The sequence below is a fragment of the Pandoraea sp. NE5 genome, from assembly GCF_024363545.1.
In the GTDB taxonomy this organism is placed as follows: domain Bacteria; phylum Pseudomonadota; class Gammaproteobacteria; order Burkholderiales; family Burkholderiaceae; genus Pandoraea; species Pandoraea cepalis.
This window is the reverse complement of sequence record NZ_AP025517.1, coordinates 3,555,069-3,580,906: the sequence shown is the minus strand read 5'-3', so window position 1 is coordinate 3,580,906 and position 25,838 is coordinate 3,555,069. Positions and strand designations below refer to the sequence as shown.

Genomic DNA, 25,838 nt, shown 5'->3' with positions numbered 1-25,838 from the left:
GGGATCGCACCGCTACGCGAACTCGCCCTTGCGGCATGCTCCGCAAGCACTCAGCCGATGGCGTCGATCTCGAGCCGGTAGCCGACCCCCGTCTCCGTGAGAATGTGTTGCGGCTGTGCCGGATCGACCTCCAGTTTCTGCCGCAGGTGTCCCATGTAGATGCGCAGGTAGTGATGGCTCTCGACGTGCGACGGCCCCCACACCTCCTTGAGCAATTGCCGGTGTGTCAACACGCGCCCCGCATGACGCACCAGCGTGATCAGCAGCCGGTACTCGATCGGTGTCAGATGCACCGGGTCTCCCGCGCGCGTGACCTTGCGTCTCGCCAGATCGATGTGGATGTCGCCGAACGAGAACGCTTCGTCGAGCGTTTCCGAATTGCCGCCACGATGATGACGTCGCAATTGCGCCCGTATCCGCGCGAGCAGTTCCGACACCCCGAACGGTTTGGTGAGGTAGTCGTCCGCACCGACATCGAGCGCCACGACCTTCTCTGCCTCCTCGTTGCGAGCGGACAGCACGATGATCGGCATATCGGTCCAGCTTCGCACTTCGCGAATGACCTCCACGCCGTCGACATCCGGCAGTCCCAGATCGACGATGAGCAGATCCGGCTTGCGCGTAGCGGCCTCGACCATGCCCTGCCGCCCCGTTTCCGCCTCGTGCACGACCATGCCTTCGGCCTCAAGCGAGGTGCGCAAAAACCGGCGGATCTGTCGTTCGTCTTCAATCACCACGACGGTGATGGTCGGTTCACTCATGTTGTTGGGTCGCGTTGGCGTCGGGGGTACGGGATGTCTGCGGCGGGTCGGCGGGCAAATCCGCATGGACGTCTTCCGGGCCCTCCAGACTCTCCGGCGCCATCGGCGGCGTTTCGATCGGCAACGTGAAGATGAAGCGCGCGCCACGACCGTCGGGTCCGTTGGTGGCGTGAATTCTACCGCCGTGCGCTTCCACGATGGCGCGACAGATCGCTAGTCCGAGTCCGATACCGGGCTTGGCCGACTCCTTTTCCCCGCGCATGAATTTCTCGAAGATACGCCCTTCCATGCCCGGGGGCAGACCCGGCCCGTCGTCGCTTACGCTCACTTCGACCTCGTCGCCCTGCACGCATGCGGCGATTTCGATATGCGAGCCCGCGGGCGAATACTTCGCGGCATTCTCCAGCAGGTTGGTGAACAACCGCTCCATCAGCACGGCATCGAAGCGCAGCAACGGCAAGTCGGCCGGCAGCCGCGTGCTCACCTCATGCCCGGCGAGCGATCGGCGGCAGGCGCGCAACGACGTACCCACCACTTCCTCGAGCATCTGCCACTGACGGTTGAGCTGCACGCCGCCCGCTTGCAACTTCGCCATGTCGAGCAGATTGGTCACGAGCCCCGTCATGCGCTGCGCCTCCTCGTGAATGGCCTCGACGAGTTCGGTGCGCAACGGCCCGGGCGTCTGGGCATTGCGGCTCAGCATGCTGGCAAAACCCACGATGGACGTCAATGGTGTTCGCAGATCGTGCGAGATCGCCGAGAGCAGGGAATTGCGTAGCCGCTCGGACTCCATCGTCACCAGTGCATCCTGCGCGATCTCGACGTAATGAACACGCTCGAGCGCGAGCGCGATCTGCGCGGCAAACGTATCGAGCAAACGCTGCTGATCCGGCGTGTCGATGGCGCCGCCGCCCTCCGGCGCCGGGGCGACCACCAGCACCCCCCGCGTGCGCATCGGCGCGCGAAGCGGGAGATAGTAGGCGTCCGACGCGGGCAACGTGTTGGTCCCCCGCCCCGCCGCTTGCTGACGGTCATACACCCACTGGGCGACATCGGTATCGATGTGCGCCGGCATGGTTTCCGACTGCGCGTTCTCGACCGGCTGGCGCACACTGCCCTGGCTGTCGGGTAGCAGCAGCGCCACGCGCGCCTGGAACACTTCGCGCACGTGGCGCGACCCGATTTCCACGATCTGTGGCGTAGTGAGCGCCGCCGCCAGTTCGCGGGCCATGGCGTACACCGCGCCCGTGCGACGCTCGCGCCACGTGGCCAGCCGCGCCTGGAACCGCAAGCTGGTTGTCAGATGGCTGATGACCAGGGCGACGGTGAGCATGACGGCGAACGTCAGCAGGTACTGGGTGTCGGACACCGACAGCGACATCTTCGGTGGCACGAAAAAGAAGTCGAACGCCAGCACCGACAGAAACGACGCGAGCACCCCTGGACCACGCCCAAGCCGCATGGCCGCCACGATCACGCCGAGCAGGTACAACATGGCGATATTGGCCAGATCGAGGAACGACGTGAGTTCCGCCGCGACAAGCGACACGGCGCCGCAGATACCGACGGCCCATGCATAGGCACGCCAGGGCCCGCCCACGAGCCCCAGCTCCGGGGCCGTTTCGAACCAGCCGCGCCAGTCGCCGCGCACCACGCGCTTGTCGGCCACGGCGTCCCCTGCCGCCGGTCCGATCAACACGACGTCCACGCCGCGTGCGCGACGCAAAAGTTGCTCGTGCAGCGGCGTGCGGGCAGTCCACCCGCGCCGTGCGCCGCTCGCGCCCACCACCAATCTCGAGACGTTGCGCATCTGGGCGTAGGCGAGCAGCGTGGTCGCCGCGTCCGCGCCATCGAGCGTGAGCGTTTCGGCGCCCAATTCCTGAGCGAGTTTGAGCGTTGCGTAGGTGCTTTCTCGACGCACCGGCGATTGCCGCAGGATGGCGGGCGTCTCGACATGTACGGCCAGCCAGTCGGCACGCAGGCTCGCGGCGAGCCGCGCGGCCGCGCGGGCGAGCGCCACGCCCTCCGGGCCCGGGCCAATAGCGACGAGCAGCCGCTCACGGGCTTGCCACACCTGGCTGATCGATTGATCGGCGCGGTACTCGCGCATTTGCGCATCGACGCGATCGGCCGTGCGACGCAGCGCCAGTTCGCGCAATGCGATGAGATTGCCCTTGCGGAAGAAGTTGCGCACCGCGCGCTCGGCCTGCGCGGCCATGTACACCTTGCCCTCGCGCATGCGCTCGAGCAGTTCGTCCGGCGGCAGGTCGACCAACTTCACTTCGTCGGCCAGATCGAAGATGCGATCGGGCACCGTCTCCCACACACGAATGCCGGTGATTTGTCCGACCACGTCATTGAGTCGCTCCAGATGCTGCACATTGAGCGTGGTGTACACGTCGATGCCGGCGGCGAGCAATTCCTGCACGTCCTGCCAGCGCTTCAGGTGACGCATGCCCGGCACGTTTGCATGGGCGAGTTCGTCGATCAGCGCCACGGCCGGTTTGCGCGCCAGCATGCCGTCGAGATCGAATTCGCGCAGCACGCGGCCGCGGTAGTCGACCGACTTCTGCGGCAGGACTTCCAGCCCCGCCAGCAAGCGCGCCGTTTCGTCGCGGCCATGCGTCTCCAGCACACCGACCACCACGTCGGTACCCTCCTCGCTGAGCTTGCGCGCCGCCTGTAACATCGCGAACGTCTTGCCCACCCCGGCGGACGCGCCGAAGAAAATCTTCAGCCGGCCACGCTGCTCGCGGGCTTCCTCGCGCTGCAGCTTGCCGAGCAGTTCATCGGGATCAGGGCGTTCCATGCCAGCCATCGAATTCATCCATCAGAAAAGCGAGCGCCTCGCCATCAGGCGAGGCTCGCGTCGATGCATCGGTTGCCCGATGACGTCAAAAGGCGATACGCGCCGGGCGTGCCGCCAATCTACCGCAGGCGGCGAGGCAAGACCAGCCATTCTCCGGTCTGCCTCGCCCGGTGGATACCCATTTCAGACGCTGCCGTGCGTCAGGGCGTCCAACGCGAGGTTCAGCGCCAGAACATTCACCCGGGGCTCTCCGAATATGCCCCACTGACGGCCTTGCGTGTATCGCGCAACCAGCGCGCGCACGGCGTCGGGGGCGAGGCCACGCGCCTTCGCCACGCGCGTGACCTGATACTCGGCGGCCGCCGGGCTGATGGCCGGATCGAGACCGCTGGCCGAGGCCGTGACCAGATCGCCCGGCACCGGCAGGGTTGCGCTCGGATCCGCCGCGCGCAACGCGGCGATGCGTGCCTTTACGGCGTCGGCGAGGGCGGGGTTGAGCGGGCCGAAGTTCGAGCCACCCGAGGACACGCCGTTATTGGGCATCGGCGCGGTGGCCGACAGACGTCCCCAGAAGTACTTCGGTTCATCGAAATTCTGGCCGATCAGCGACGAGCCGACCGCCTTGCCGTCTTTGTAGATGAGGCTGCCGACGGCTTCGCGAGAAAATGCCGCGCGGCCGATGCCGGTCACGACCAGCGGATACACCAGCCCTGTAATGACCGACAGCACGACGAACAAACTGAGCATCGGACGCAAAAGGGATTTCATGACATCGATTCCTTGAAGTTTCAGCAATGTGGCCCGAACGCAAGACCCATCGGCCATTGCGTTCGGGCGCCGCGCGATCAGGCCCAGCCCATCGCGGCAATGAACATGTCGATGACCTTGATGCCGACGAACGGCACCAGGATCCCGCCCAGACCGTAAATCAGAAGATTGCGGCGCAGCAGCGTCGCGGCCCCGACCGGGCGATACTTCACGCCCTTGAGCGCCAGAGGAATCAGCACCACGATGATCAGCGCGTTGAAGATCACGGCCGACAGAATCGCCGACGACGGGCTCGCCAGGCGCATCACGTTGAGCGCATCGAGTTGCGGATACGTCGTGGCAAACGCCGCCGGAATAATCGCGAAGTACTTCGCCACGTCGTTCGCAATCGAGAACGTGGTGAGGCTGCCGCGCGTCATCAGCATCTGCTTGCCGATCTCGACGATCTCGATCAGCTTGGTCGGATTCGAATCCAGGTCGACCATGTTGCCCGCTTCCTTCGCGGCTTGCGTGCCCGAGTTCATCGCCACCGCCACATCCGCCTGGGCAAGCGCCGGGGCGTCGTTCGTGCCGTCGCCGGTCATCGCCACCAGCTTGCCTTCGGCCTGGTACTTGCGAATCGTCGCGAGCTTCGCTTCCGGCGTGGCTTCGGCGAGGAAGTCGTCGACCCCGGCTTCGGCCGCAATGGCTGCCGCCGTCAAACGGTTGTCGCCCGTCACCATCAGCGTCGTGATGCCCATCTGGCGAAGTTCGGCGAAGCGCTCCTTGATGCCGCCCTTGACCACGTCCTTCAGCTCGATCACGCCCAGCGCGCGGGTCCCGAGTGTGTCTTGCTCGGCCACCACCAGGGGCGTGCTGCCGCGACGCGCAATCTCGTCGACCGCGCTGGCCAGCGCCACCGGCCATACGCCGCCGGCCGATTCCACGTAGCGCTTGAGCGCGTCTGCTGCGCCCTTGCGGATCTGCTTGTCCGCAAGGTCCACCCCGCTCATGCGCGTTTGCGCCGAGAACGGGATGAACAGCGCGTGCAGACCGCCCATTTCGCGCTCACGGAGATTGAAACGCTGCTTGGCGAGCACAGCGATGCTGCGCCCTTCGGGCGTCTCGTCGGCCAGCGAGGCGAGTTGCGCGGCGTCGGCCAGCGTGCGCTCGTCCACGCCCGGGGCCGGCACGAATTGCGATGCCTGACGGTTGCCCAGCGTAATCGTGCCGGTCTTGTCGAGCAGCAGCACATCCACGTCGCCCGCGGCTTCCACGGCGCGCCCCGAAGTGGCGATCACATTCGCTTGCATCATGCGGCTCATGCCGGCCACGCCGATGGCCGAGAGCAGCCCGCCGATCGTCGTCGGAATCAGACACACCAGCAGCGCGACGAGTACGGTAATCGTGACCGGATGCCCCGCTTGCGTGACGAACACGCTGTAGATCGAATACGGCAGCAGCGTCGCCGTGGCGAGCAGCAGCACCAGCGTAAGCGCGACGAGCAGGATCGTGAGCGCGATTTCATTCGGCGTCTTCTGCCGCTTCGCGCCTTCCACCATGGCGATCATGCGGTCGAGGAATGCCTCGCCCGGGTTGACCGTCACGCGCATGACCAGCCAGTCCGAGAGCACGCGCGTGCCACCGGTGACGGCCGAAAAATCGCCGCCCGACTCACGAATCACGGGCGCGGATTCGCCTGTGATCGCCGATTCGTCGACCGACGCTACGCCTTCCACCACTTCGCCGTCGGCCGGGACCACATCGCCCGCCTCGACCAGCACGAAATCCCCGCGACGCAGACTGGCACTATCGATAACCAGACACTCCGCGTCGCGCCGGGCCGAGCGCAATTGCTTGGCCGGCACGTTCTTCTTGGCCTGGCGCAACGAGGCGGCCTGCGCCTTGCTGCGGCCTTCCGCCAGGGCTTCGGCAAAATTCGCGAACAAGACCGTGAACCACAGCCACAGCGTAATGGCGAGGATGAACGGCGCGCTCGCCTCGGCGTGGCCCGCCACAGCCATGCCGAACAGCACCGTCGTGAGCAGGCTGCCCACGTACACCACGAACATCACCGGGTTTCGGGCTTGCGTGAGCGGATGCAGCTTGCGGAACGAGTCGACAATGGCCGGCTTGACGATCGCGGGGTCGAACATCGACAGTGACGTCGACGTGTGCCCTTTGCCCGCCGGCCGGGTGACGGTATTTCCTGAGGGTTGATTCATGAGTGCCTCGAATGCCTCATTTCAATAATCAATGCGCGCCGATCATCGTCAGATGTTCGGCGACCGGACCGAGTGCGAGCGCGGGCATATACGTCAGCGCGCCCACCAACAGCACCGTACCGAGCAGCAGCACGACGAACAGCGGACCATGCGTAGGCAACGTGCCCGAGGTCGCGGCGATGCGCTTCTTGCGGGCGAGGGCACCGGCAATCGCCAACACCGGCACAATCACCCAGAAGCGGCCGAACCACATCGCGATCGCCAGCGTGCTGTTGTAGAACGGCGTGTTGGCCGACAGCCCGGCAAATGCGCTGCCGTTATTGTTCGCGGCCGAACTATAGGCGTAGAGAATTTCCGAGAAGCCGTGCGTCGCCGGATTCGCTACGCCCGCCTGCCCTGCCGGTACCAGCACCGCAAGCGCCGTGCCGAGCAGCACCAGCAGCGGCGTCATGAGCACGGCCACGGCGACCATCTTCATCTCGAACGCTTCGATCTTCTTGCCGAGATACTCCGGCGTGCGGCCGATCATCAGCCCGGCCACGAACACCGCGAGCATCGCGAAGACGAGCATGCCGTACAGGCCCGAGCCCACCCCACCGAAGATCACCTCGCCCAACTGCATCAGCAGCATCGGCACCAGCCCGCCCAGCGGCGTGAGCGAATCGTGCATCGCGTTGACCGCGCCGCACGACGCCGCCGTCGTCACCGTGGCGAAAATGCCCGAGGCCGCGATACCGAAGCGCGTCTCCTTGCCTTCCATGTTGCCGCCTGCCTGCGTGGCGCTCGCTTGCTGATCGACACCGAGCGTCGTCAGCACCGGATTGCCGGCCTGCTCGGCAGAGACCGTGGCCACGGCGGCAATCGAGAACGCAATCGTCATCGCGGCGAGCAGCGCCAGGCCCTGGCGACGATCGCCGACCATGCGTCCGAACATATGACAAAGCGCCGCCGGGATCAGGAAGATCGCCAGAATCTGAAGGAAGTTCGACAGCGGCGTCGGGTTTTCGAACGGGTGCGCCGAATTCGCATTGAAGAAGCCGCCACCGTTCGTGCCGAGCATCTTGATCGCTTCCTGCGAGGCGACCGGGCCCATCGGCAGGGTTTGCGTCTGCGTCACGGCGGGCGTTGTCACCGGCTTGCCGGCGGCGTCGAGCTTCGGCTGACCGTCCGGGCCAAGCACCGGATTGTCGTAATGCGTGGCTTGCAGCGTGGTGACATCCTGATAAGCGCTGAAGTTCTGAATCACGCCCTGACTCATGAAAGCCGCTGCCAGCAAGACCGAAAGCGGCACCAGAATGTAGAGCGTAATGCGGGTCATATCGACCCAGAAGTTGCCGATCGTCTGTGCCGTGTGACGGGCAAAGCCGCGAATGAGTGCGACCACCACGGCAATGCCGGTGGCAGCCGACATGAAGTTCTGTACCGCCAGACCGAGCATCTGCGTGAGATAGCTCATGGTCGACTCACCGCTGTAGCCTTGCCAGTTGGTATTGGACACAAAGCTCACGGCCGTATTCATCGACGAGTCCGGGGTAACGGCCCCCAACCCTTGCGGATTGAACGGCAGCCAGACTTGCCAGCGTTGCAGGGCGTAGACGGCCAAGGCGCCGAGCGCGTTGAAGCCGACGAGCGCGATCGCGTACGCGCGCCAGTGCATTTCCTTTTCGGGATCGATGCCACACAGGCGGTAGAGCGCGCGTTCCATGGGCGCGAACCAGCGGTTCACGCGAGATTCGCCGGCGAGCACGTCGGCCATGAAGCGGCCGAGCGGGCGTGCCAGCACCAGCAGCACGACGAGGAAAACGCCGAGCTGAATCCAGGCGTTGAGCGTCATGCCAGATCCTCCGGCTTGAAGAGCGCGTAGACGAGATAAGCGAGCAGCGCGATCGTGAGTCCGCCGCTCAGCCAATACATGGCGGTCATTGCTGCCCTCCTACCGACGCGCAAAACGCGACAAAGCCGACGGTCGAGGCAGCAAACACCGCGATGACGCCGAGATATAGCCAGTCCATGACAACTCCCTATCGTGTGGCGGCTGGCACGCCACGGACGCGACGCGCCCTTGCATGCGCATGCCAGCCGTGCCTTGAACGATACGGATCGACGCGTAAAGACGGAGATAAAAGGGATAAACGGGGTGTAAACAACGCGTAAAAACAGCGCCCCGACAATACAAAAAGCCCACCGACAATGACAAAGTCGCCTGGCTTGCGCGCGGTGGCGCGCAGACCGGCGAGCAGCACGTCGTCCAGGGCGAAGGCTTTGGCGCGGCCGGTTTTCAGCGTCAACATCGACTCGCCGTGATCGCGGGCGGGGAAGAGACGGACCGGGGCCCCTTTCTGCAGCGAGTTGGGTTTATGTCTGAGAAGCGGAAAGGGGCCTCGGTCCGTCGAGGAGGGGCGATATCGCGTCTTGAGGGAGGGGGCGCGAGTGGATTCCCGAGGCGAGTCAGCCGCGTGGGGAGGAAGACGCAGCGGAGGTGTCGTGCTCCGGGGCGTGGGTGATGCCGTCAGCGCTTACCCCGTAACGCGCCCCGGCTTCCCAAATCGCGAGCACGTCGGGCGACGGGACGACCCGGAGGACATGCCCAAAAGGCGGCACGGCGGTCTGAAGCGACTCGCGTTGGAGTTGCCGCATGCCGTCGCTGCGGAAGATGTCCGCGAGTGCGGCATCGACACGCGTCTTGAACGCCGGATCGTCCTTGGGCAGCGCGAGGGCGTAGTGCTCGGGCTGAGTCGCCAGCGGTGGTCCGACGATACGGAAAGCGTCAGGCGACTTGCTGGTGGCGCGCAGGCCTTCGAGCAGCACGTCGTCGAGCGCGAGCGCTTGGGCGCGATGCTCGCGCAGCATACGAAACGCGTCGTCGTAGTCGCGCGCCATCAAGAGCTGAAAGCCTGCCCGCGCGTGCCGGGCGCGCACCAGCCGCTCGGCGGTCGTGCCTTGCACCACGGCCAGCCGCAATCCTCGCATATCGTCGATCGAACGAATCCCGGCGCCCTGCCGAACCATGAGGCGGACATTCGCGGCGTAATACGGCAGACTGAAGGCCACCTGTCGCTCGCGCGCGGCCGTGACGGTCGACGGCGCGCAATCGATGTCGATGGCATCCCCCTTGATCAGCGGCCCGCGCATCTGCTCGATCACGCGCACGGGGGTAATGCGCAGGTCGGGCATCGCCATTTCGCGTTGCAACGCTTGCACAACGCGTTGGCACAGCGCCCACGCCAGCCCCATTGGCTGATCCTGCGCATCCACATAAGAAAATGGAACCGCCGTTTGCCGATAGCCCAGCACGATGCGTCCGCGTTCGCGAATGCGTGCCATCGTCGGGGACGCTTCGGTAATCTCGGCGAGCACCGCCGTGCCGTCGCCCGACGCCGCGGCCGAGTCCGCTATCGACCACGGGATCGCCGCCGTGCTCACCCGCGGTAGCCCGGGCACTGGCGGCTCGCCTGCGGGGGCCACCGCCGGGATGACGAGCGCCAGCCCGGCCGCCGCCGTCAGCACCCAGCGCAGGAATGGGTACAGGAATGAACGCAGAATACCTGCGACACGGGCCGCAGACGATGACAACCAGCAAGGTGGCAGGAACATGATCGAGGCGGGGACAGAGCGAAAAGTGTCCGTACCTTAGCAACGCCCTGCCCCGATCTTCCTCGCGGGAATCCCTTTTCGGACAATTCCCTAGGAACGTATTTCGAATATCAGCGAGTCTGCACCAGCAACGTTTGCAGCAGACGCTCGTCGTCTTCCGCCGTCGGCGCGGTATTGTCGTAGCGCGCCAGCTGCGGGAACGCCTCGGCGGACGGCGAGAACCGGCGCAGCCGGTAATCGTCCCAATGCGCCAGCTTATAAGCGTCGTTCGGATTGCCTCGGCTCACGATGCGCGCCTTCGCATCGGCCTCGCCGAGCTCGACCCAGACCACATGCACGCCCACGTCGTCATCGACACCCAGCCACGCGCGATCGAACAACCGCCCTTCGCGCAACTCGCGCGAGAACGGTCCGACCACCAGCACGTTCACCCCGAGACGAAGATTCTCGCGCGCCGTGTCCAGCAGTCCCGCGTACTCGGGGTCGCGCAACGTCTGCAAATACACTGGACTGTCGCGGTCATTCGGATTGCCCGTCAACGCGCCCATCACCGAAGCACTGTAAGCACCATAAAGCGTGTCTTTATCGAGCAGACAAAACGCTTCCCCACTGCGCGCAATCAGCGGGCCGATCAGGCGCTTCGCCAGCGTCGTCTTGCCCGCCCCGGCGTGACCGCAGAAAAAAATGAGGCGCCTCATGATTGCGCCTTGCGCTCGAACATCACGAAGTGTTTGCGCACCGGTTCGACAACCTCGAACACGCCCTCGAAGCCCGCCGGAATCACACAGGCGTCCCCCGGCCCGAACTCCGACGCGTTGCCGTCGAGGTCGCTGATGCGAATACGTCCTTCGATCACCGAAAAATATTCCTGACGATGCGGACCAAAGGCAATGCGCCACGCGCCGGGTTCGCACGTCCATTCGCCGCAATCGAACTCGCCCAGCGCGTCCGTGTAGAACGGTCGCGTCACCCGTTGCGGATTGCCTTCGAGGCGACGCGCTTGCGCGGGGTGGTCGAAGATGGCTTCACCCGCCTGGGCGGGTGCGAAAGTGATCAGAGCGGGAGCAGTCATCAGCGTTAGGAAAAAATGTCAACAAAGTGGACTCAATTGAGCGCCGCGCTCAGCTTGCGGCGCCACGCGGCCACCGTGGCCGGGTCCGTCTCCGAGAGCGCATCGAAGATGGCCAGCATCGACTTGCGTGCGGCGTCGTCGCCAAACGCGCGGTCGCGCTGCACGATGTCCAGCAACGCCTGCAATGCCGGTTCGTAGGTGCGATCCGCCAGATAGCGGTTGGCAAGATCGAGCCGCGCCTGCAGATTGTCAGGATCCGCTTGCACGCGCGCAAGCAGCGCCTGCGCGGGCGGCAGATGACTCGCCTGCTCGGCGGCGGCAATGCGCGTGCTCAGCGCGGCGATGCGAGCGTCGCCACTGGCCGCCGTGCGCGGCGAGAGCAGCGTCAGCTCCGCGCGCGCGCCGTCGACCTCGCCCATGCCGAGCAGCACGTCGACCAGATCGAGACGCACTTCGTCATGCGCGGGATCCAGCGCCAGCGCGGCTTGCAACGCGTCGCGCGCGACCTCGGGCTTACCTGCCGTCAACGCCTCGCGCGCCACGCGGCGCGCCATCTCCGCCGGATTCGGCACGATCCGATCGATGAACGCGCGCAACTGCCCCTCGGGCAAGGCGCCTACGAACTGGTCGACCGGCTCGCCGTCGACGAAGGCGACCACCGTCGGCAGGCTGCGCACGCCATACTCCGCGCAAAGCTGCGCGTTCTCATCGGCGTTGATCTTCACGAGACGAATGCGACCCTGCGCTTCGGCTTCCAGCTTTTCCAGCAACGGTCCGAGCACGTTGCACGGGCCGCACCACGGCGCCCAAAAATCGGCGAGCACCGGCACTTGATGCGAGACGGCCAGCACGTCGGCATCGAAACTGGCGAGTTGGGTATCGATCATAGGTCCTATCGAGCGTGGTAAATTGCGTGGACGGTGGCCGTCACTCATCGAATGCAGCCGCCCGCTTGACGCATGGTATGCATGGTAATCGCAAAACTGGGCAAATCGGTACGGACGCGCATGCGCGCGCCGGGTTCCCGACCCGGCCGTGCGTCGTCCCACCTGTCGGACGACTTGCAGGGAGGCACATGCACGCAGGCCATGGCACGGCAATTTTCTTCACCCAACTACTCCTCTTGGTCCTTGTCGGCAGATTGCTGGGCGAGGTCATGCAGCGCCTGCGCCAGCCGGCGGTCATGGGGCAGTTGCTGGCCGGCGTGCTGCTCGGCCCGTCCGTCTTCGGCGCCCTGATGCCCGCCTGGCAGCACGCCGTCTTTCCCGATACCGAAGCGCAGAAAAGGATGCTCGACGCGGTCGCCGAACTGGGCGTACTGCTACTGCTGCTTTCCACCGGGCTGGAAACCGATCTGGGCCTCGTTCGCCGCATGAAGCGAATGGCCATCTTCGCGTCGGCCGGCGGCATGGTGGTCCCCTTCGCCTGCGGCTTTGCGCTTGGCTGGCATCTACCCGACGATCTCCTGCCGCATCCCGAGGCCCGGCTGGTCACCTCCCTCTTCCTCGGCACCGCGCTGTCGATCTCGTCCGTCAAAGTCGTGGCGACGGTCATTCGCGAAGTCGACTATCTGCGCCGCAACATCGGCCAGATCATCCTGGCGGCCGCCATTCTCGACGACACCACCGGCTGGATCATCATCGCTGCCATCGCCGGCCTGGGGGCGAGCGGCTCGATCGATCTCGGCCATCTGTCGATCAGCCTGGGGGGCACGTTGCTGTTCATCGTGCTGTGCTTCACCGTGGGCAAACGTGCCGTGGCCGTCGCCATTCGCTGGACCAATGATCGCTTCACCGCCGAGATGCCCGCGCTCAGCGCGATTCTCGTCATCACCTTCGTGCTGGCGCTCGCCACCGACAAGCTCGGCGTGCATACCGCCCTGGGCGCGTTCATGGCCGGCGTCATGATTGGGCAGTCGCCAATTCTCACCGAACAGATCGAGGCACAGCTGCGCGGGTTGATCGTTGCGCTCTTCGCGCCGGTGTTCTTCGGGGTTGCGGGCCTGTCGGTGGATCTGACGATCCTGCTCGACTGGCGCATGCTCGGTCTGGTCGCCGGATTGATCCTGATCGCGAGCGTGGGCAAATTCACCGGCGGCTTCGCTGGCGCGCGCCTGGGCGGCATGTCGTCGGCCGAAGCGCTGGCACTCGCGACCGGCATGAACGCGCGCGGCTCCACCGAGATCATCGTGGCGAGCATCGGGCTTTCGCTGGGCGTGCTCAGCCAGGACCTGTTCACCATGGTCGTCGTCATGGCGCTGATCACCACACTCATCATGCCGCCTGTGCTGCGACGGGCACTCGTGCGCATTCCGCTCTCGGCGCAGGAGAAAGCGCGGCTCGAGAAAGAGGCGGCCGAGGAGAAGGACTTCCTGCCGAACGTCGAACGGATTCTGGCCGCCGTGGACGGCAGCGCCAACGGGCGCTTCGCCGCATGGATCGCCGGGCTGACGGCCGGCGTGCGCGGCACACTGACGACCGTACTCGCCCCATCGCCCACCAAGACGAACGACGGCGCGGCGGCGCGTGACACCCGCGAGCCCTCTGAAGCCTCGGACAAGCCAGCCGGCCAGGACACACCCGCCCACGCGGCCGACGGCGAAAGCGACGGGCGCGACGCCTACGATATCGCGCTCGCGGCCGCCACACTGGCGGCGCCACGCGCGCCCGGCACACCGGGGGTCGAAGACGATTCAGGCGCCGACAAGGCGCGCGAGGCGGCGCGTCTGGTGCTGCGCGAGCGCACGGGCAAGGCGCCGCAGAAGACGCCGGATTTGCCGCATGGGCCTGTCAAGGAGAGCGCCGGCAAGGTGCCATCGGCAGACGCGTCGAACGATCATGGCGCCCCGAAACATGAACCGGTGGGTGAAGCGCACGACGACAAGCGCGTGAGCAACGCGACCGAGACAGGCGCGTTCGTGGCGAGCGATCCGTCGGACGCGGCGCGCGAGCAGGAAGCATTGCAACCCGACCGCAGCCACGAAGCCAATCGCATTTCCGACGAAATCGCCAAGGGCTACGGCTTCGTGATCGCCGGATTCGACGCCCCGGGCGAGGAGACGGATTCCGACGTCCCGCCGCTGCCCTTGCCCACGGGCGTGCTGCCGCTCACCAAGGCGTTCGATGGCGCGATCGGCATTGTGCTGGCCCACGGCGAGCATGCGCGCAAGCCCGATGCGCCGCTCAACATCCTCGTGCCCGTATCGGGCACCGACTACTCGCGGCACGCGGCCGAACTCGCGATCACGCTGGCGCGCGCGGCGAACGCGCCCGTCACGGCGCTCCACGTGTCCGCGCGGGTTGCGCCCGGCATGCTGCATCGGCGCTGGCGCCCACGCGTACTGAAGCCTGATGCCGCCGAAGCCGCCATGATGGAGAACCTGCATGCGCTGGCCAGGCGCAACGGTGTGAAGCTTCGCACCCGTCTGCTCGCCGGCGGGAAGGTCGACGAAGCCGTGCTGCACCAGATCCATCACGGCAAACACAATCTGCTGGTGCTCGGCGTGCAACCCCGCTTCGGCGACCGCCTCAACTTCGGCGCCGTCTCGCACCGTCTGCTGGAAGACCGCCGGTGCTCGGTCATCGTGCTGAGCGCGTGAGGTGGGCCGTGCGGCATTGCCCACCAGCGCCCACGTCCCCGAATAAAAACGCCGGCGGCCGAACGTTTCGGCAACCGGCGTCGAGACGCGCCAACGAAGCTTAGTTAGCCGACGGCTTTCGCTCCGGCAGCGGAATCCACTCCGTCTCGCCGGGCACCGTGCCCATCTGCTGGGCCGTCCAGGCGGCCTTGGCCTGTTCGATGCGCTCGCGACTCGACGATACGAAGTTCCAGAAGATGAACCGATCGCCGTCGAGCGGCGCGCCGCCGAGCAGCATCAATCGCGCCGGTTGGTCGCCTGCCACAATACGCATATCCGCGCCCTGAGCGAGCACGCCCATACGATGTTCGGGCAGCACCTCGTCGTTCACCGTCACCTCGCCCTGCACGGTGTACACGGCGCGCTCCGCATACTCGGGCGGCAGCACGAACGCCGAGCACGGCGCCATATCGACAGCCAGATAAAAGATCGGCGAAAACACCTTCACCGGCGCCGTCTGGCCAAACGCCTGGCCGAGAATCAGGCGCATATGCACGCCGGGCAGGAAGATGTCCGGCAGCGACGACGCCTCGTGATGCGCAAACGACGGCTCGGTTTCCTCGTCGGCCTGCGGCAGGGCCACCCACGTCTGAATCCCGTGAACGTCGCCGCCGCGCTCGCGCACATCGTGCGGCGTGCGTTCGGAATGAACGATGCCGCGCCCCGCCGTCATCCAGTTCACCGCGCCCGGGGTGATACGCTGATCGCTGCCAAGACTGTCGCGATGCCAGATCTCGCCGTCGAACAGATACGTGACCGTCGCCAGCCCAATGTGCGGGTGCGGACGAACGTCCATGCCCTGGCCCGGCGACAGCGTGGCCGGCCCCATGTGGTCGAAGAAAATGAACGGCCCGACCGTCTTGAACGGCAGACTGGGCAGACTGCGCTGCACGGTAAAGGCGCCGATGTCGCTCAGGTGCGGCTTGAGCACGGCGAGGAAGGGGCTGGTGGAATCGGTCATGGTGCAGCTCTCCTGCGTTCGGATGGGCAATGGGGCGAATGTGAACCGATTGTAGAGGACATTGCCGGCTCGCTCCATGACACCTGTGCATGATTGCCGAGCGGCTTTTCGCGCCTGCGCCCATGGACGATGCGCATCGCTCCTATAATGCAGGGATCCCGAAACGCTCCCCACACGCGCGCAGCGCGTGCATCGACTTATGAACAAAGCCTTTGTCAAGGAAGACAGTGGCGACGACGATGACGATCTCGACGCCGGCACCCCGGACATTCCCGCGGGCACCAAGAACTACATCACGCCGACGGGCTATCAACGTCTGAAGAACGAATTGCTCGACCTCATCGACAATCAACGCCCCGAGGTGGTGAAGATCGTGTCGTGGGCGGCGTCCAACGGCGACCGCTCGGAGAACGGCGATTACATCTACGGCAAGCGGCGCTTGCGCGAGATCGATCGGCGTATCCGCTTTCTTACGCGACGCCTCGATAACGCCGAGGTGGTCGATACGCGGCGTCAGGAGAACGTCGATCAGGTGTTTTTCGGGGCCCAAGTGACCTATGCCGACGGCAAGGGCGACGAGCACACGATCAGGATCGTCGGCATCGACGAAGTCGATCTCGACCGGGGATATGTGAGCTGGATTTCGCCGATGGCCCGCGCGATCACCAAAGCGAAAGTGGGCGACACCGTGCCGCTGCGCACGCCGGCCGGGCTCGAACAGATCGAGATCCTGGACGTGCACTACCCGCCGTCGGACGGCTAGCGAATCAGGCCATCCAGGCGGTGTGTGCCGGCGCGCGCCCGTTCGACGGGGGCACCGGCCCGCGCGTCAGTAGTCGCCGCGTTCGCGCGTGATGCGCATGGCGTGATTGGCGTGCAGCTCTTCCTGATGGCGCTCGCTCGGTCGCTCGCGCGCCACGCGCATCACATCCGGATTCACGCGGATGCGGCGCATGACGTTGGCCAGATGCACGCGGTCGCTCACCTGAATGAGGAAGCGCAGCGTTGCCGATTCGTCCGGCACCACTTCATCCATGCCAATGTGCACGATGTTCGCGTCCGAGGCGGTAATGTCGGCCGCCACTCGCGAAAACACGCCGCGATTGTGACGCACGAGCACCTTGATGCCCACATCGAACAGACGCCCCGGCTGCGGGGACCACGCCACATCGATCCAGCGGGTTCGGTCCTTGCGGTGAATGCGACGCGCGACCGGGCAATCGGTCGTGTGGATCGCCATACCCAGCCCGATGCCGATATACCCCATGATCGCGTCGCCGGGAATCGGGCGGCAGCACGCCGAGAACTGCACCGACATGCCTTCCGTGCCAGTAATGAGCACCGGCGGCCCGACCGTCTCGTCGCCGTTACGCGGGGAGTCCGGATCGTCCGGGCTGTCGGTGTCGTTCTCGCTTTCCTTGCCCGACGAGAGCACCGCGAGGCGCTTGGCCATGACCGCCGCGACCCGACGGCCCAGACCAATGTCCGCGAAGATATCCTCTTGATCCTTGTTGCCCGTCCACTGTGCGAGCTTGTCCCAGGTCTCCGGCGAAATTTCGCTCATTGTCAGGCCGTAGCCCTTGAGCGCTTGCTCCACCAGCCGTTCGCCCAGTTGCACCGACTCGGCGAAGCGCATCGTCTTGAGGTAATGGCGAATCGCCGAGCGCGCCTTGCCGGTACGCACGAACCCAAGCCAGACGGGGTTCGGCTTCGAATACGGCGCCGTGATGACTTCCACGATGTCGCCGTTCTTCAGTTCGGTGCGCAGCGGCAGCAGTTCGTTGTTGATCTTGACGGCGACACACTGATTGCCCAGGTCGCTGTGGACCGAATACGCGAAGTCGAGCGCCGTGGCACCGCGCGGCAGCGCCATGATGCGCGCCTTCGGCGTGAAGACGTAGACGGCATCGGGGAACAGGTCGATCTTGACGTGTTCGAGGAATTCGGTCGAATCGCCGGTCTCGCTCTGGATGTCGAGCAGCGATTGCAGCCAACGATGCGCGTGCTTCTGCACATCGTTCATATCCGCGCCGCCATTCTTGTATAGCCAGTGAGCGGCTACGCCCGCTTCCGCAATTTCATGCATGCGGCGCGTACGAATCTGGAATTCGATCGGGGTGCCGAAGGGGCCGACGAGCGTCGTATGCAGCGACTGATAGCCGTTGACCTTCGGGATCGCAATGTAGTCCTTGAACTTGCCCGGCACCGGCTTGTAGAGCGCGTGCAATACGCCGAGCGCGAGGTAGCACTGCGCATTGGACTCGACGACGACGCGGAAGCCGTACACGTCGAGCACCTGCGAGAACGACAATTGCTTCTCCTGCATCTTGTTGTAGATGCTGAAGAGCGTCTTCTCGCGACCGAAAACGTCGGCACTTACCTCACCTTCCGTGAGCGCTTTCTCGACGGCGTCGAGAATCTTGCCGACCACTTCGCGCCGGTTGCCGCGCGCGGCCTTCACGGCCTTGTCGAGCACGGCGTAGCGACGCGGATGGTAATTCGCGAAGCTCAGATCCTGCAGCTCGCGGTAAGTATTGTTCAGGCCCAGGCGGTGCGCGATGGGCGCGTAGATATCGAGCGTCTCGCGCGCCACACGGCGCTGCTTCTCCGTCGACGTGACGCCCAGCGTGCGCATGTTGTGCAGCCGGTCCGCAAGCTTGACGAGAATGACACGAACGTCGCGCGCCATCGCCAGCAGCATCTTGCGGAAACTCTCGGCTTGCGCCTCTTCGCGGCTGCTGAACTCCATCTTGTCGAGTTTCGACAGACCATCGACCAGTTCCGCGACCTTCGGGCCGAATCGCTCGGCGAGTTCGGCCTTGGTCACGCCCTGGTCTTCCATCACGTCGTGCAACAAGGCGGCCATGATCGACTGCGCGTCGAGCTTCCACTCGGCACAGATCTCGGCAACGGCGACGGGATGGGTAATGTAGGGTTGTCCGCTCTGGCGATACTGGCCCAGGTGGGCTTCGTCGCTGAACTGGAAAGCTTCCTTGATTTGCGCGAGGTCGCTCTCCTTGAGGTACTCCCCAAGCATGCCCTTCAGACGGGCGATCGAGACGACCTCATGCTTGCGCGGCTGCTCTGGCGTCGCCGTCGGACCGAAGAGGTGCCGATACGACTGCTCGAGCAGCGCGTCAATGTACTGCCGCGTGGCGCTTTCGCCCTTTTTCTTTTTACGCTCGGGCTTCGGCTCCCCCGCTTTGGGTTCATCCGCAGCGATGGACGCGGCCGGTGATTTTGCATGACTCATACGTGTACCTGCATCGTCGAGCGGCCCGGAACGTCACATCGCATCAGTGCTGTCTCCCGATCAGAGCGGCACTTTCTTGAGCATCTCGACACCCACCTGACCCGCCGCGATTTCGCGCAGCGCGACAACGGTCGGCTTGTCTTTGTTGTTCTCGAGCTTCGGCGTGTGACCTTGCGCCAACTGGCGCGCGCGGTACGTCGCGGCGAGCGCCAGCTCAAAGCGATTGGGGATACGTTTCAGGCAATCTTCAACGGTAATTCGGGCCATAAGGAGTTTCCTTCTTGATATGAGGCGTATTCTATCGCAGCCGCGGCACGCTCGCGAAAAACGCCAGCGCGCTCGGCGAATGCGAGGGTGTTACGAGGGATCGTTCGGTGCGTGAATGTCCAGGTCGGTGAACAAGGTTCGGTGCCGCGCATACTGCGACGCGAAGCGCAGACGCACGGCGGTGAACACCGATTGCAGTTGATCGAGCGCGCGCTGGAATTCGTCGTTGATGATGATGAAATCCGCTTCGGGCGCGTGGGCGATTTCGCCGCCGGCCGCCAACAGACGACGCGCAATGACATTAGGCTCGTCCGTCCCACGCTTCTTCAAGCGCTCCTCGAGCGCCGCGATGGACGGCGGCAGGATGAAGATCCCAACCGCGTTCGAAAAGCGCTTGCGCACCTGCTGTGCGCCTTGCCAGTCGATTTCCAGCAACACGTCACGACCTTCACGCATCTGGTCCTCGATCCATACGCGCGACGTGCCGTAATAGTTGCCGTGCACTTCGGCGCTTTCCAGGAACTCGCCGGCCTTCCGGCTTGCCAGGAACTGCTCGACCGAAATGAAGTGGTAATGCACGCCCTCTTCCTCATTCGGACGCGGCGCGCGCGTGGTGCTGGAGATCGACAGGCAGATGTCGGCGTCCTGCGCGAGCAGCGCGTTGACGAGCGTGGACTTGCCCGCCCCCGAGGGGGCGACCACCATGAACAGATTGCCGGGATACTCGGCGTGCAGGGTAGCTTGCGGGATTGGCGATGACGCGGACATGCGGCTTACTCCAGATTCTGCACTTGCTCGCGCATCTGCTCGATGTACAGCTTGAGCGCCATCGAGGCATCGGCGAGTTCCTTCGAGGCGGCCTTCGAGCCGAGCGTGTTCGCTTCGCGATTGAGCTCCTGCATCATGAAGTCCAGCCGTTTGCCCACCAAGCCCCCCTTGTCGAGGATATGGCGGGTTTCCTTCAGGTGGGCGTCGAGTCGGGTAAGTTCTTCCGCGACGTCGATGCGCACACCGTAAATCGTGACTTCCTGACGAATGCGCTCGGCGATTTCGTCCTTGCTCGGCGCGGCGGAACCTTCCGGCACCACAAGACCCAGCGCTTCCAGAAGTCGGTCGACGATCTTCTGTTGATGACGTGCGATCAGCTCCGGCACCATCGGCTGCAGGCCCACGAGGATCTTCTCCATGAACTCGATGCGCTCGATGAGGCTTGCCTTGAGCTGAGCGCCTTCGCGCTTGCGCACGTCGACGAGGTCGCCAATGGCGGCACGTCCGGCGTCGATCACGGCATCGCGCAGCGCGTCGGCCGTGACCGACTCTTCGCCGAGCACGCCCGGCCAGCGCAGGATCTCACCGGTGCGCATGCGCTCGGCATCCGGGAAGCACGCGAGCACTTGCCGTTCAAGATCGGCGAGCTGTTTGACGGCATCGAGATTGAGGGCACCGTTCGTGCCATTCTCGGGGCGCTGCACGTTGATACGGATGTCGACTTTGCCGCGCGAGAGCTTGCCGGTGAGCGCTTCGCGCAGTACCGGTTCGCAGGCACGCGCCTCTTCGGGCATACGGAATGCCAGATCGAGGAAACGCGAGTTGACCGTACGTAATTCGACCGACACGCTCGCGCCTGCGGCACCATCGGCATGCGCAATGTCGCGCGTGACGCTGGCGTAGCCGGTCATACTGAAAATATTATTGTCTTTCATCGGGGTGACCGGAACCACAGCCGCGCGGCAGTATTGTCGCGAGGCAATGCAGCAACCGGATTCGCATGCATGGATGAAACGCGATTATCGCACTTTCCAGCGTTGTGCTCCCGAATCGGCCCGCGCTGCCGGGCCGCGCCGCCAAGCCTGCGGCGTTTAGCGATACCATTCGGGTATTGCCGCACCCATTCACCTTGCAGGACACTCACTCATGACGCAAATTCCCCGCCCGGACGGCCGTGCGCACGACGCATTGCGCCCCGTGCGCATCACCCGCCAATACACCCGCTACGCCGAAGGTTCGGTGCTGATCGAATGCGGCGATACCAAGGTCATCTGCACCGCCAGCGTGGAAGAGAAAGTCCCGGGCTTCCTGCGCGACTCCGGCCAGGGTTGGCTCACGGCCGAGTACGGCATGTTGCCGCGCGCCACGCACACCCGCGGCGATCGTGAGGCCGCGCGCGGCAAGCAGAGCGGACGCACGCAGGAGATCCAGCGCCTGATCGGCCGCTCGCTGCGCGCCGTGTTCGACCTCGAGGCCTTCGGCTCGCGCACCATCCAGATCGATTGCGACGTCATCCAGGCCGACGGCGGCACGCGTTGCGCCTCGATCACCGGCGCCTTCGTCGCTGCCCACGACGCGGTCTCGAAACTCCTCGCCGACGGCAAACTCGAAACGTCGCCCATTCGCGCGCACGTCGCCGCCGTTTCGGTCGGGCTGTATCAGGGCGCTCCGGTGCTCGATCTGAACTACGTCGAAGATTCCGCGTGCGACACCGACATGAACGTCATCATGACGAGCGAGGGCGGCTTCGTGGAAATTCAGGGTACGGCCGAAGGCGCGCCGTTCACCCGTGCGCAAAGCAACGTGCTGCTCGATCTGGCGGACGCCGGCATTCGTCAGTTGATCGACGCCCAGAAGCGCGCGCTCGGAGTCTGAGGATGGGCATGCAGAAGATCGTGCTGGCGTCGAACAACCCGGGCAAGTTGCGCGAGTTCGCGTCATTGTTCGCGCCGCTCGGCATCGAGCTGGTACCGCAGGGAATGCTCGGCGTGTCCGAAGCCGACGAGCCCCATGTGACCTTCGTCGAGAATGCGCTGGCGAAGGCGCGTCATGCGTCGGCCGCGACGGGGCTGCCGGCGCTGGCGGACGACTCCGGTCTGTGCGTGCCGATCCTCGGCGGCGCGCCGGGCGTGTATTCCGCGCGCTACGCGGCACGCGCCGGACGCGAGAAATCGGATGCCGCGAACAATCGCCACTTGATCGAGCAACTCGCGCCGCACGCCGACACCCCCGGTTATCGCGACGCATACTACTTCGCCGCGCTCGTGCTGGTGCGTCACGCCGAAGATCCGCAGCCGATCATTGCCGAAGGCCGCTGGGATGGCGAAATTATCGACACGCCGCGCGGCGCGCATGGCTTCGGCTACGATCCGCACTTTCTCATCCGCGCGTTGAATCAGACGGCGGCCGAACTCGATCCCGCTGTGAAGAATGCGCACAGCCATCGGGCGCGCGCGCTGCGCGTGTTGTTGGAAAAGCTGGGCCGGGAGGCGTGAACGGCATGAGTCAATCCGAGTTGCCCGTGCAGAACTTCCTGCGACCCGGCAAGATCAGTCTGCCGGCGCTGCCGCCGATGTCGTTGTACGTGCACTTTCCGTGGTGCGTGCGCAAGTGTCCGTATTGCGACTTCAACTCGCATGAGTGGCGTGGCGACGGGGGCGCGCAAGCGTTCCCCGAGCAAGCTTATCTCGATGCATTGCGTCAGGATCTGGAGCAGGCGTTGCCGCTGGTGTGGGGTCGTCCCGTGCACACAGTGTTCATCGGGGGCGGCACGCCGAGCCTGCTGTCGGCCGCCGGTCTGGACCGCCTGCTCTCGGATCTGCGCGCGCTGCTGCCGCTCGACGCCGATGCCGAAATCACCATGGAAGCGAACCCCGGCACGTTCGAGGCGGACAAGTTCCGCAGCTTCCGCGCAAGCGGCATCAATCGTTTGTCGATCGGCATTCAGAGCTTCAATAGCGAGCATCTGAAGGCGCTCGGGCGCATTCACGATGGCGACGAAGCGCGTCATGCCATCGAGATCGCCCAGGCGAACTTTGACAACTTCAACCTCGATCTGATGTTCGCGTTGCCGAACCAGACCTTGGCGCAGTGCCAGCAGGATGTGGAGACGGCGTTGTCGTTCGCGCCGCCGCACTTGTCGCTGTATCACCTCACGCTGGAGCCGAACACACAGTTCCACAAATACCCGCCCACCGTGCCCGACGACGACACGGCCGCCGACATGCAGGACTGGATTGCCGAGCGCACCGCGCTGGCCGGGTATGGACAGTACGAGGTGTCGGCCTATGCGCAACCGCACCGACGCGCCAAGCACAACCTCAATTATTGGGAGTTTGGCGACTATCTCGGCATCGGCGCCGGCGCGCACAGCAAGATTTCGTTCCCGCACCGGGTGCTGAGACAGATCCGCCACAAGCATCCGCAGCGCTTCATGGACGCGGCTGCGGCTGGCAACGCGGTGCAGGAGGAAAACGAGGTCGACGTGCGTGATTTGCCGTTCGAGTTCATGCTCAACGCCTTGCGGCTGACCGAAGGCGTGAAGAGCGAGCTGTTCGCCGATCGCACCGGGTTGCCGATGGCACGGCTTGCCAAGGCGCTGGCGGCCGGTGTCGAGAAGGGGTTGCTCGTCGACGACCCGCTGCGCATCGCCCCAACCGAGCTGGGGCAGCGCTTCCTGAACGACCTTCAGGGAATGTTCCTCGAGCGCGACACGAAGTGACGGCCTGGCACCGCTGCGTTACCCCAGCACGGTGCCCATCTCGCGCAGCGCCTTGCGGATGATCTTGCCGGTGACGGTCATTGGCAATTCCGGCAGGAACACCACCGTGCGCGGGTACTCGTGGGCTGCCAGACGGTGCTTCACGAAATCCTGAATTTCCTTGGCCAGTGCGGCGGACGGCTCATACCCCTCGCGCAGCACGACGAAGGCCTTGACGATCTCCGTGCGGAGTTCATCCGGCTCACCGATGACAGCGGCGAACTGCACCGACGGATGTCGGATCAAGCAGTCTTCGATGGGCCCGGGGCCGATACGGTATCCGGCGCTGGTGATCACATCGTCCGAGCGTCCGGTGAACGTGATGTAGCCCTGCGCATCGACGAATCCCGAGTCCCCCGTGAGCAGGAAGTCGCCGCGATACTTGTCCATCGTGGCTTCCGGGTTATGCCAGTAGCCGAGGAACATGACCGGGTTGGGTCTTGCAATCGCGATGTTGCCGACGGCGCCCACCGGCAGCGGCGTGCCGTCGTCGTCGACGATGGTCACGTCATGCCCGCGAACAGCGCGTCCGATAGCGCCGGGCAGCGCCGGAAATTCAGCCGCGCATGACGAGACGACCATATTGCACTCCGTCTGCCCGTAGAACTCATTGATATCGACACCGAGGTGCTCGCGCCCCCAGGCCAGCAGTTCGGGGCCGAGTGACTCGCCACCGCTGGCGACGGAACGAAGTTGCAGCGGCCAGTGTTCGCGCGGCGACGGGACGGTGCGCAGCATCTTGAGCGCGGTGGGCGGCAGGAAGGTATTGCGCACGCCGTGGCGGGCCATCAGATCGAACGCGGCGACCGGATCAAACTTCTCGAAGCGTCGCGAGAGCACGGGCACGCCGTGATGCAGCGCGGGGAGCAGAACGTCCAGCAGTCCGCCGATCCAGGCCCAGTCGGCAGGGGTCCAGATCAGGTCGCCGTCTTGCGGAAAGCCGTTGTGCGACGTCTCGACGCCGGGCAAGTGGCCGAGCAGTACCCGGTGCGCATGCAGTGCGCCTTTGGGTTTGCCGGTGGTGCCGGAGGTGTAGATGATCAGCGCGGGGGCGTCGGCGCGGGTTTGGACGGGTTCGAAATGGGTGTCGCGCGATGCAATGGCGGGCCAGAGCGCGAGCAGGCCATCTTCGGCGACGCCCCAGTCCTGGTCGTCGGCGACGTGATGATGGGCTTCGGGGAGGTCGTCGTGGACGACATATACGAGGCGCAGGTCGGGCAGTTCGGCGCGAATGTCGTCGATCTTCGCAACGCTCGCGAGGTCGGTCACGAGCACGGCGGCGCCGGAGTTTTGCAGACGATAGGCGAGCGCCTCGGGGCCAAAGAGGGTGAAGAGCGGGACGGCGATGGCGCCGAGCTTGTAGGCGGCGACGTGGGCAACGAGGGTGGCGGGCGATTGCGGCAGGAAGATGCCGACGCGGTCGCCGGCCTTGACGCCGTGGGCGCGCCATTCGTTGGCGAGCTGATTCGAGAGTTGTTTCAGGACATCGAACGTGAGTCGCACGTGCGAGCCGTCGGCGCTTTCGTGGATGAGGGCGAGCCGGTTGGTGCCATCGGCCCACTTGTCGCAAACGTCGACACCGATGTTGAACAGGATCGGAATCTGCCAGGTGAAGGCGTTGGCCGTCGGCGTGTCGGTCGCGCGCTCGCCGCTGGCGTCATTTGACGTCTCTTGGGCGGAATCGCGGGAGGTGTCGGCATCCATGAGTGTCTCCGGTCATGTCAGGCCTCGCACGGTAACGCGAGGGGCGTTCACCGTACGTCTTCAAGCATGATGCATGCCGGACGGGCACAAAACAAGAGGGGGACGGGGGAAGCGTGAGCGTTTGGGCGGGGTGTGAGGCGATTTGGGTGGAATGAAGGCTTCACACGGCGGGATGAGCGGGTATAATGCCGGCTGCCGTGCGGTACCGGTCTGCGCCGGGGTTCCGACGCCGATTCTCCCGGACCGCACGCATCCCAAGTCGTCGCACCAGACGACCTCC

General features: G+C 65.0%; 22 protein-coding genes. 5 read left to right on the top strand and 17 right to left on the bottom strand.

All coding sequences use genetic code 11. From position 1 onward, the window contains the following. Nucleotides 1-50: 50 nt before the first annotated feature. The 11 genes from kdpE to trxA all read right to left on the bottom strand — a co-directional run bounded on the left by kdpE (nt 51) and on the right by trxA (nt 12,092). Nucleotides 51-761: a two-component system response regulator KdpE gene (gene kdpE, locus PanNE5_RS16345; protein WP_017231396.1), complete on the bottom strand. Its 711-nt coding sequence runs from the start codon at nt 759-761 to the stop codon at nt 51-53. Then, the gene (locus PanNE5_RS16340; RefSeq protein ID WP_261938408.1) at nt 754-3,570 is read right to left on the bottom strand and encodes a sensor histidine kinase; all 2,817 of its coding nucleotides are present in this window, start codon (nt 3,568-3,570) and stop codon (nt 754-756) included. Before PanNE5_RS16340 ends, kdpE begins: the two co-directional genes overlap by 8 nt. Before the next feature lie 183 nt (nt 3,571-3,753). Next, nucleotides 3,754-4,338: a potassium-transporting ATPase subunit KdpC gene (gene kdpC / locus PanNE5_RS16335; protein WP_017231682.1), complete on the bottom strand. Its 585-nt coding sequence runs from the start codon at nt 4,336-4,338 to the stop codon at nt 3,754-3,756. 77 nt (nt 4,339-4,415) lie between these two features. Then, complete coding sequence (kdpB, locus tag PanNE5_RS16330) at nt 4,416-6,542, bottom strand: potassium-transporting ATPase subunit KdpB (RefSeq protein WP_150564094.1); 2,127 nt, start codon at nt 6,540-6,542, stop codon at nt 4,416-4,418. 28 nt (nt 6,543-6,570) lie between these two features. Then, nucleotides 6,571-8,376: a potassium-transporting ATPase subunit KdpA gene (gene kdpA / locus PanNE5_RS16325; RefSeq protein ID WP_150550233.1), complete on the bottom strand. Its 1,806-nt coding sequence runs from the start codon at nt 8,374-8,376 to the stop codon at nt 6,571-6,573. After that, nucleotides 8,373-8,465 carry a K(+)-transporting ATPase subunit F gene (gene kdpF / locus PanNE5_RS16320; RefSeq protein WP_017231679.1) on the bottom strand — a complete coding sequence of 31 codons (93 nt, stop codon included), beginning with the start codon at nt 8,463-8,465 and terminating at the stop codon, nt 8,373-8,375. Before kdpF ends, kdpA begins: the two co-directional genes overlap by 4 nt. Nucleotides 8,466-8,563: 98 nt before the next feature. After that, nucleotides 8,564-8,833 carry a hypothetical protein gene (locus tag PanNE5_RS23075; RefSeq protein ID WP_410007537.1) on the bottom strand — a complete coding sequence of 90 codons (270 nt, stop codon included), beginning with the start codon at nt 8,831-8,833 and terminating at the stop codon, nt 8,564-8,566. Between the two features lie 157 nt (nt 8,834-8,990). After that, entirely contained in the window at nt 8,991-10,136 is a 1,146-nt protein-coding gene (locus tag PanNE5_RS16310; protein WP_261938407.1) for an amino acid ABC transporter substrate-binding protein, read from the bottom strand. Between the two features lie 110 nt (nt 10,137-10,246). After that, a complete protein-coding gene (locus PanNE5_RS16305; protein ID WP_017231676.1) occupies nt 10,247-10,834 on the bottom strand; it encodes an AAA family ATPase in 588 nt (195 codons plus the stop codon). After that, nucleotides 10,831-11,208 (bottom strand): cupin domain-containing protein, encoded by a 378-nt coding sequence (locus tag PanNE5_RS16300; protein WP_017231675.1) that lies wholly within the window; start codon nt 11,206-11,208, stop codon nt 10,831-10,833. Before PanNE5_RS16300 ends, PanNE5_RS16305 begins: the two co-directional genes overlap by 4 nt. Before the next feature lie 32 nt (nt 11,209-11,240). Further along, nucleotides 11,241-12,092 carry a thioredoxin gene (gene trxA / locus PanNE5_RS16295; RefSeq protein WP_261939862.1) on the bottom strand — a complete coding sequence of 284 codons (852 nt, stop codon included), beginning with the start codon at nt 12,090-12,092 and terminating at the stop codon, nt 11,241-11,243. 191 nt (nt 12,093-12,283) lie between these two features. Between trxA and PanNE5_RS16290 the strand changes: the two genes are divergently transcribed. Continuing rightward, nucleotides 12,284-14,806 (top strand): cation:proton antiporter, encoded by a 2,523-nt coding sequence (locus tag PanNE5_RS16290; protein ID WP_261938406.1) that lies wholly within the window; start codon nt 12,284-12,286, stop codon nt 14,804-14,806. A gap of 100 nt (nt 14,807-14,906) precedes the next feature. Here PanNE5_RS16290 and PanNE5_RS16285 read toward each other — a convergent pair whose 3' ends face one another. Continuing rightward, a complete protein-coding gene (locus tag PanNE5_RS16285) occupies nt 14,907-15,806 on the bottom strand; it encodes a pirin family protein (protein ID WP_150564088.1) in 900 nt (299 codons plus the stop codon). Nucleotides 15,807-16,005: 199 nt separating this feature from the next. Between PanNE5_RS16285 and greB the strand changes: the two genes are divergently transcribed. Then, complete coding sequence (gene greB / locus PanNE5_RS16280) at nt 16,006-16,569, top strand: transcription elongation factor GreB (RefSeq protein WP_017233501.1); 564 nt, start codon at nt 16,006-16,008, stop codon at nt 16,567-16,569. Between the two features lie 66 nt (nt 16,570-16,635). On the opposite strand, the gene PanNE5_RS16275 is transcribed toward greB, so the two are convergent. The 4 genes from PanNE5_RS16275 to PanNE5_RS16260 all read right to left on the bottom strand — a co-directional run bounded on the left by PanNE5_RS16275 (nt 16,636) and on the right by PanNE5_RS16260 (nt 21,029). After that, nucleotides 16,636-19,059 carry a RelA/SpoT family protein gene (locus tag PanNE5_RS16275; RefSeq protein ID WP_017233500.1) on the bottom strand — a complete coding sequence of 808 codons (2,424 nt, stop codon included), beginning with the start codon at nt 19,057-19,059 and terminating at the stop codon, nt 16,636-16,638. A gap of 60 nt (nt 19,060-19,119) precedes the next feature. Beyond that, entirely contained in the window at nt 19,120-19,326 is a 207-nt protein-coding gene (rpoZ, locus tag PanNE5_RS16270) for a DNA-directed RNA polymerase subunit omega (RefSeq protein WP_017233499.1), read from the bottom strand. Between the two features lie 90 nt (nt 19,327-19,416). Further along, on the bottom strand, nt 19,417-20,094 hold the full coding sequence (gmk, locus tag PanNE5_RS16265; protein WP_017233498.1) for a guanylate kinase: 678 nt from the start codon (nt 20,092-20,094) through the stop codon (nt 19,417-19,419). A gap of 5 nt (nt 20,095-20,099) precedes the next feature. Beyond that, a complete protein-coding gene (locus PanNE5_RS16260) occupies nt 20,100-21,029 on the bottom strand; it encodes a YicC/YloC family endoribonuclease (RefSeq protein WP_165385319.1) in 930 nt (309 codons plus the stop codon). Between the two features lie 211 nt (nt 21,030-21,240). On the opposite strand from PanNE5_RS16260, the gene rph reads away from it, so the two are divergent. Genes rph through hemW form a run of 3 tightly spaced genes read left to right on the top strand, consistent with a single transcriptional unit; the run spans nt 21,241 to nt 23,815 of the window. Further along, the gene (gene rph, locus PanNE5_RS16255) at nt 21,241-21,969 is read left to right on the top strand and encodes a ribonuclease PH (protein WP_261938405.1); all 729 of its coding nucleotides are present in this window, start codon (nt 21,241-21,243) and stop codon (nt 21,967-21,969) included. Nucleotides 21,970-21,971: 2 nt separating this feature from the next. Next, the gene (gene rdgB, locus PanNE5_RS16250; RefSeq protein WP_150564087.1) at nt 21,972-22,589 is read left to right on the top strand and encodes an RdgB/HAM1 family non-canonical purine NTP pyrophosphatase; all 618 of its coding nucleotides are present in this window, start codon (nt 21,972-21,974) and stop codon (nt 22,587-22,589) included. 5 nt (nt 22,590-22,594) lie between these two features. Then, nucleotides 22,595-23,815, top strand: a complete 1,221-nt coding sequence (hemW, locus tag PanNE5_RS16245; RefSeq protein ID WP_261938404.1) for a radical SAM family heme chaperone HemW — start codon at nt 22,595-22,597, stop codon at nt 23,813-23,815. An 18-nt stretch (nt 23,816-23,833) separates the two neighbouring features. Here hemW and PanNE5_RS16240 read toward each other — a convergent pair whose 3' ends face one another. Further along, nucleotides 23,834-25,558 (bottom strand): acyl-CoA synthetase, encoded by a 1,725-nt coding sequence (locus tag PanNE5_RS16240; protein ID WP_261938403.1) that lies wholly within the window; start codon nt 25,556-25,558, stop codon nt 23,834-23,836. Between the last annotated feature and the right edge of the window lie 280 nt (nt 25,559-25,838).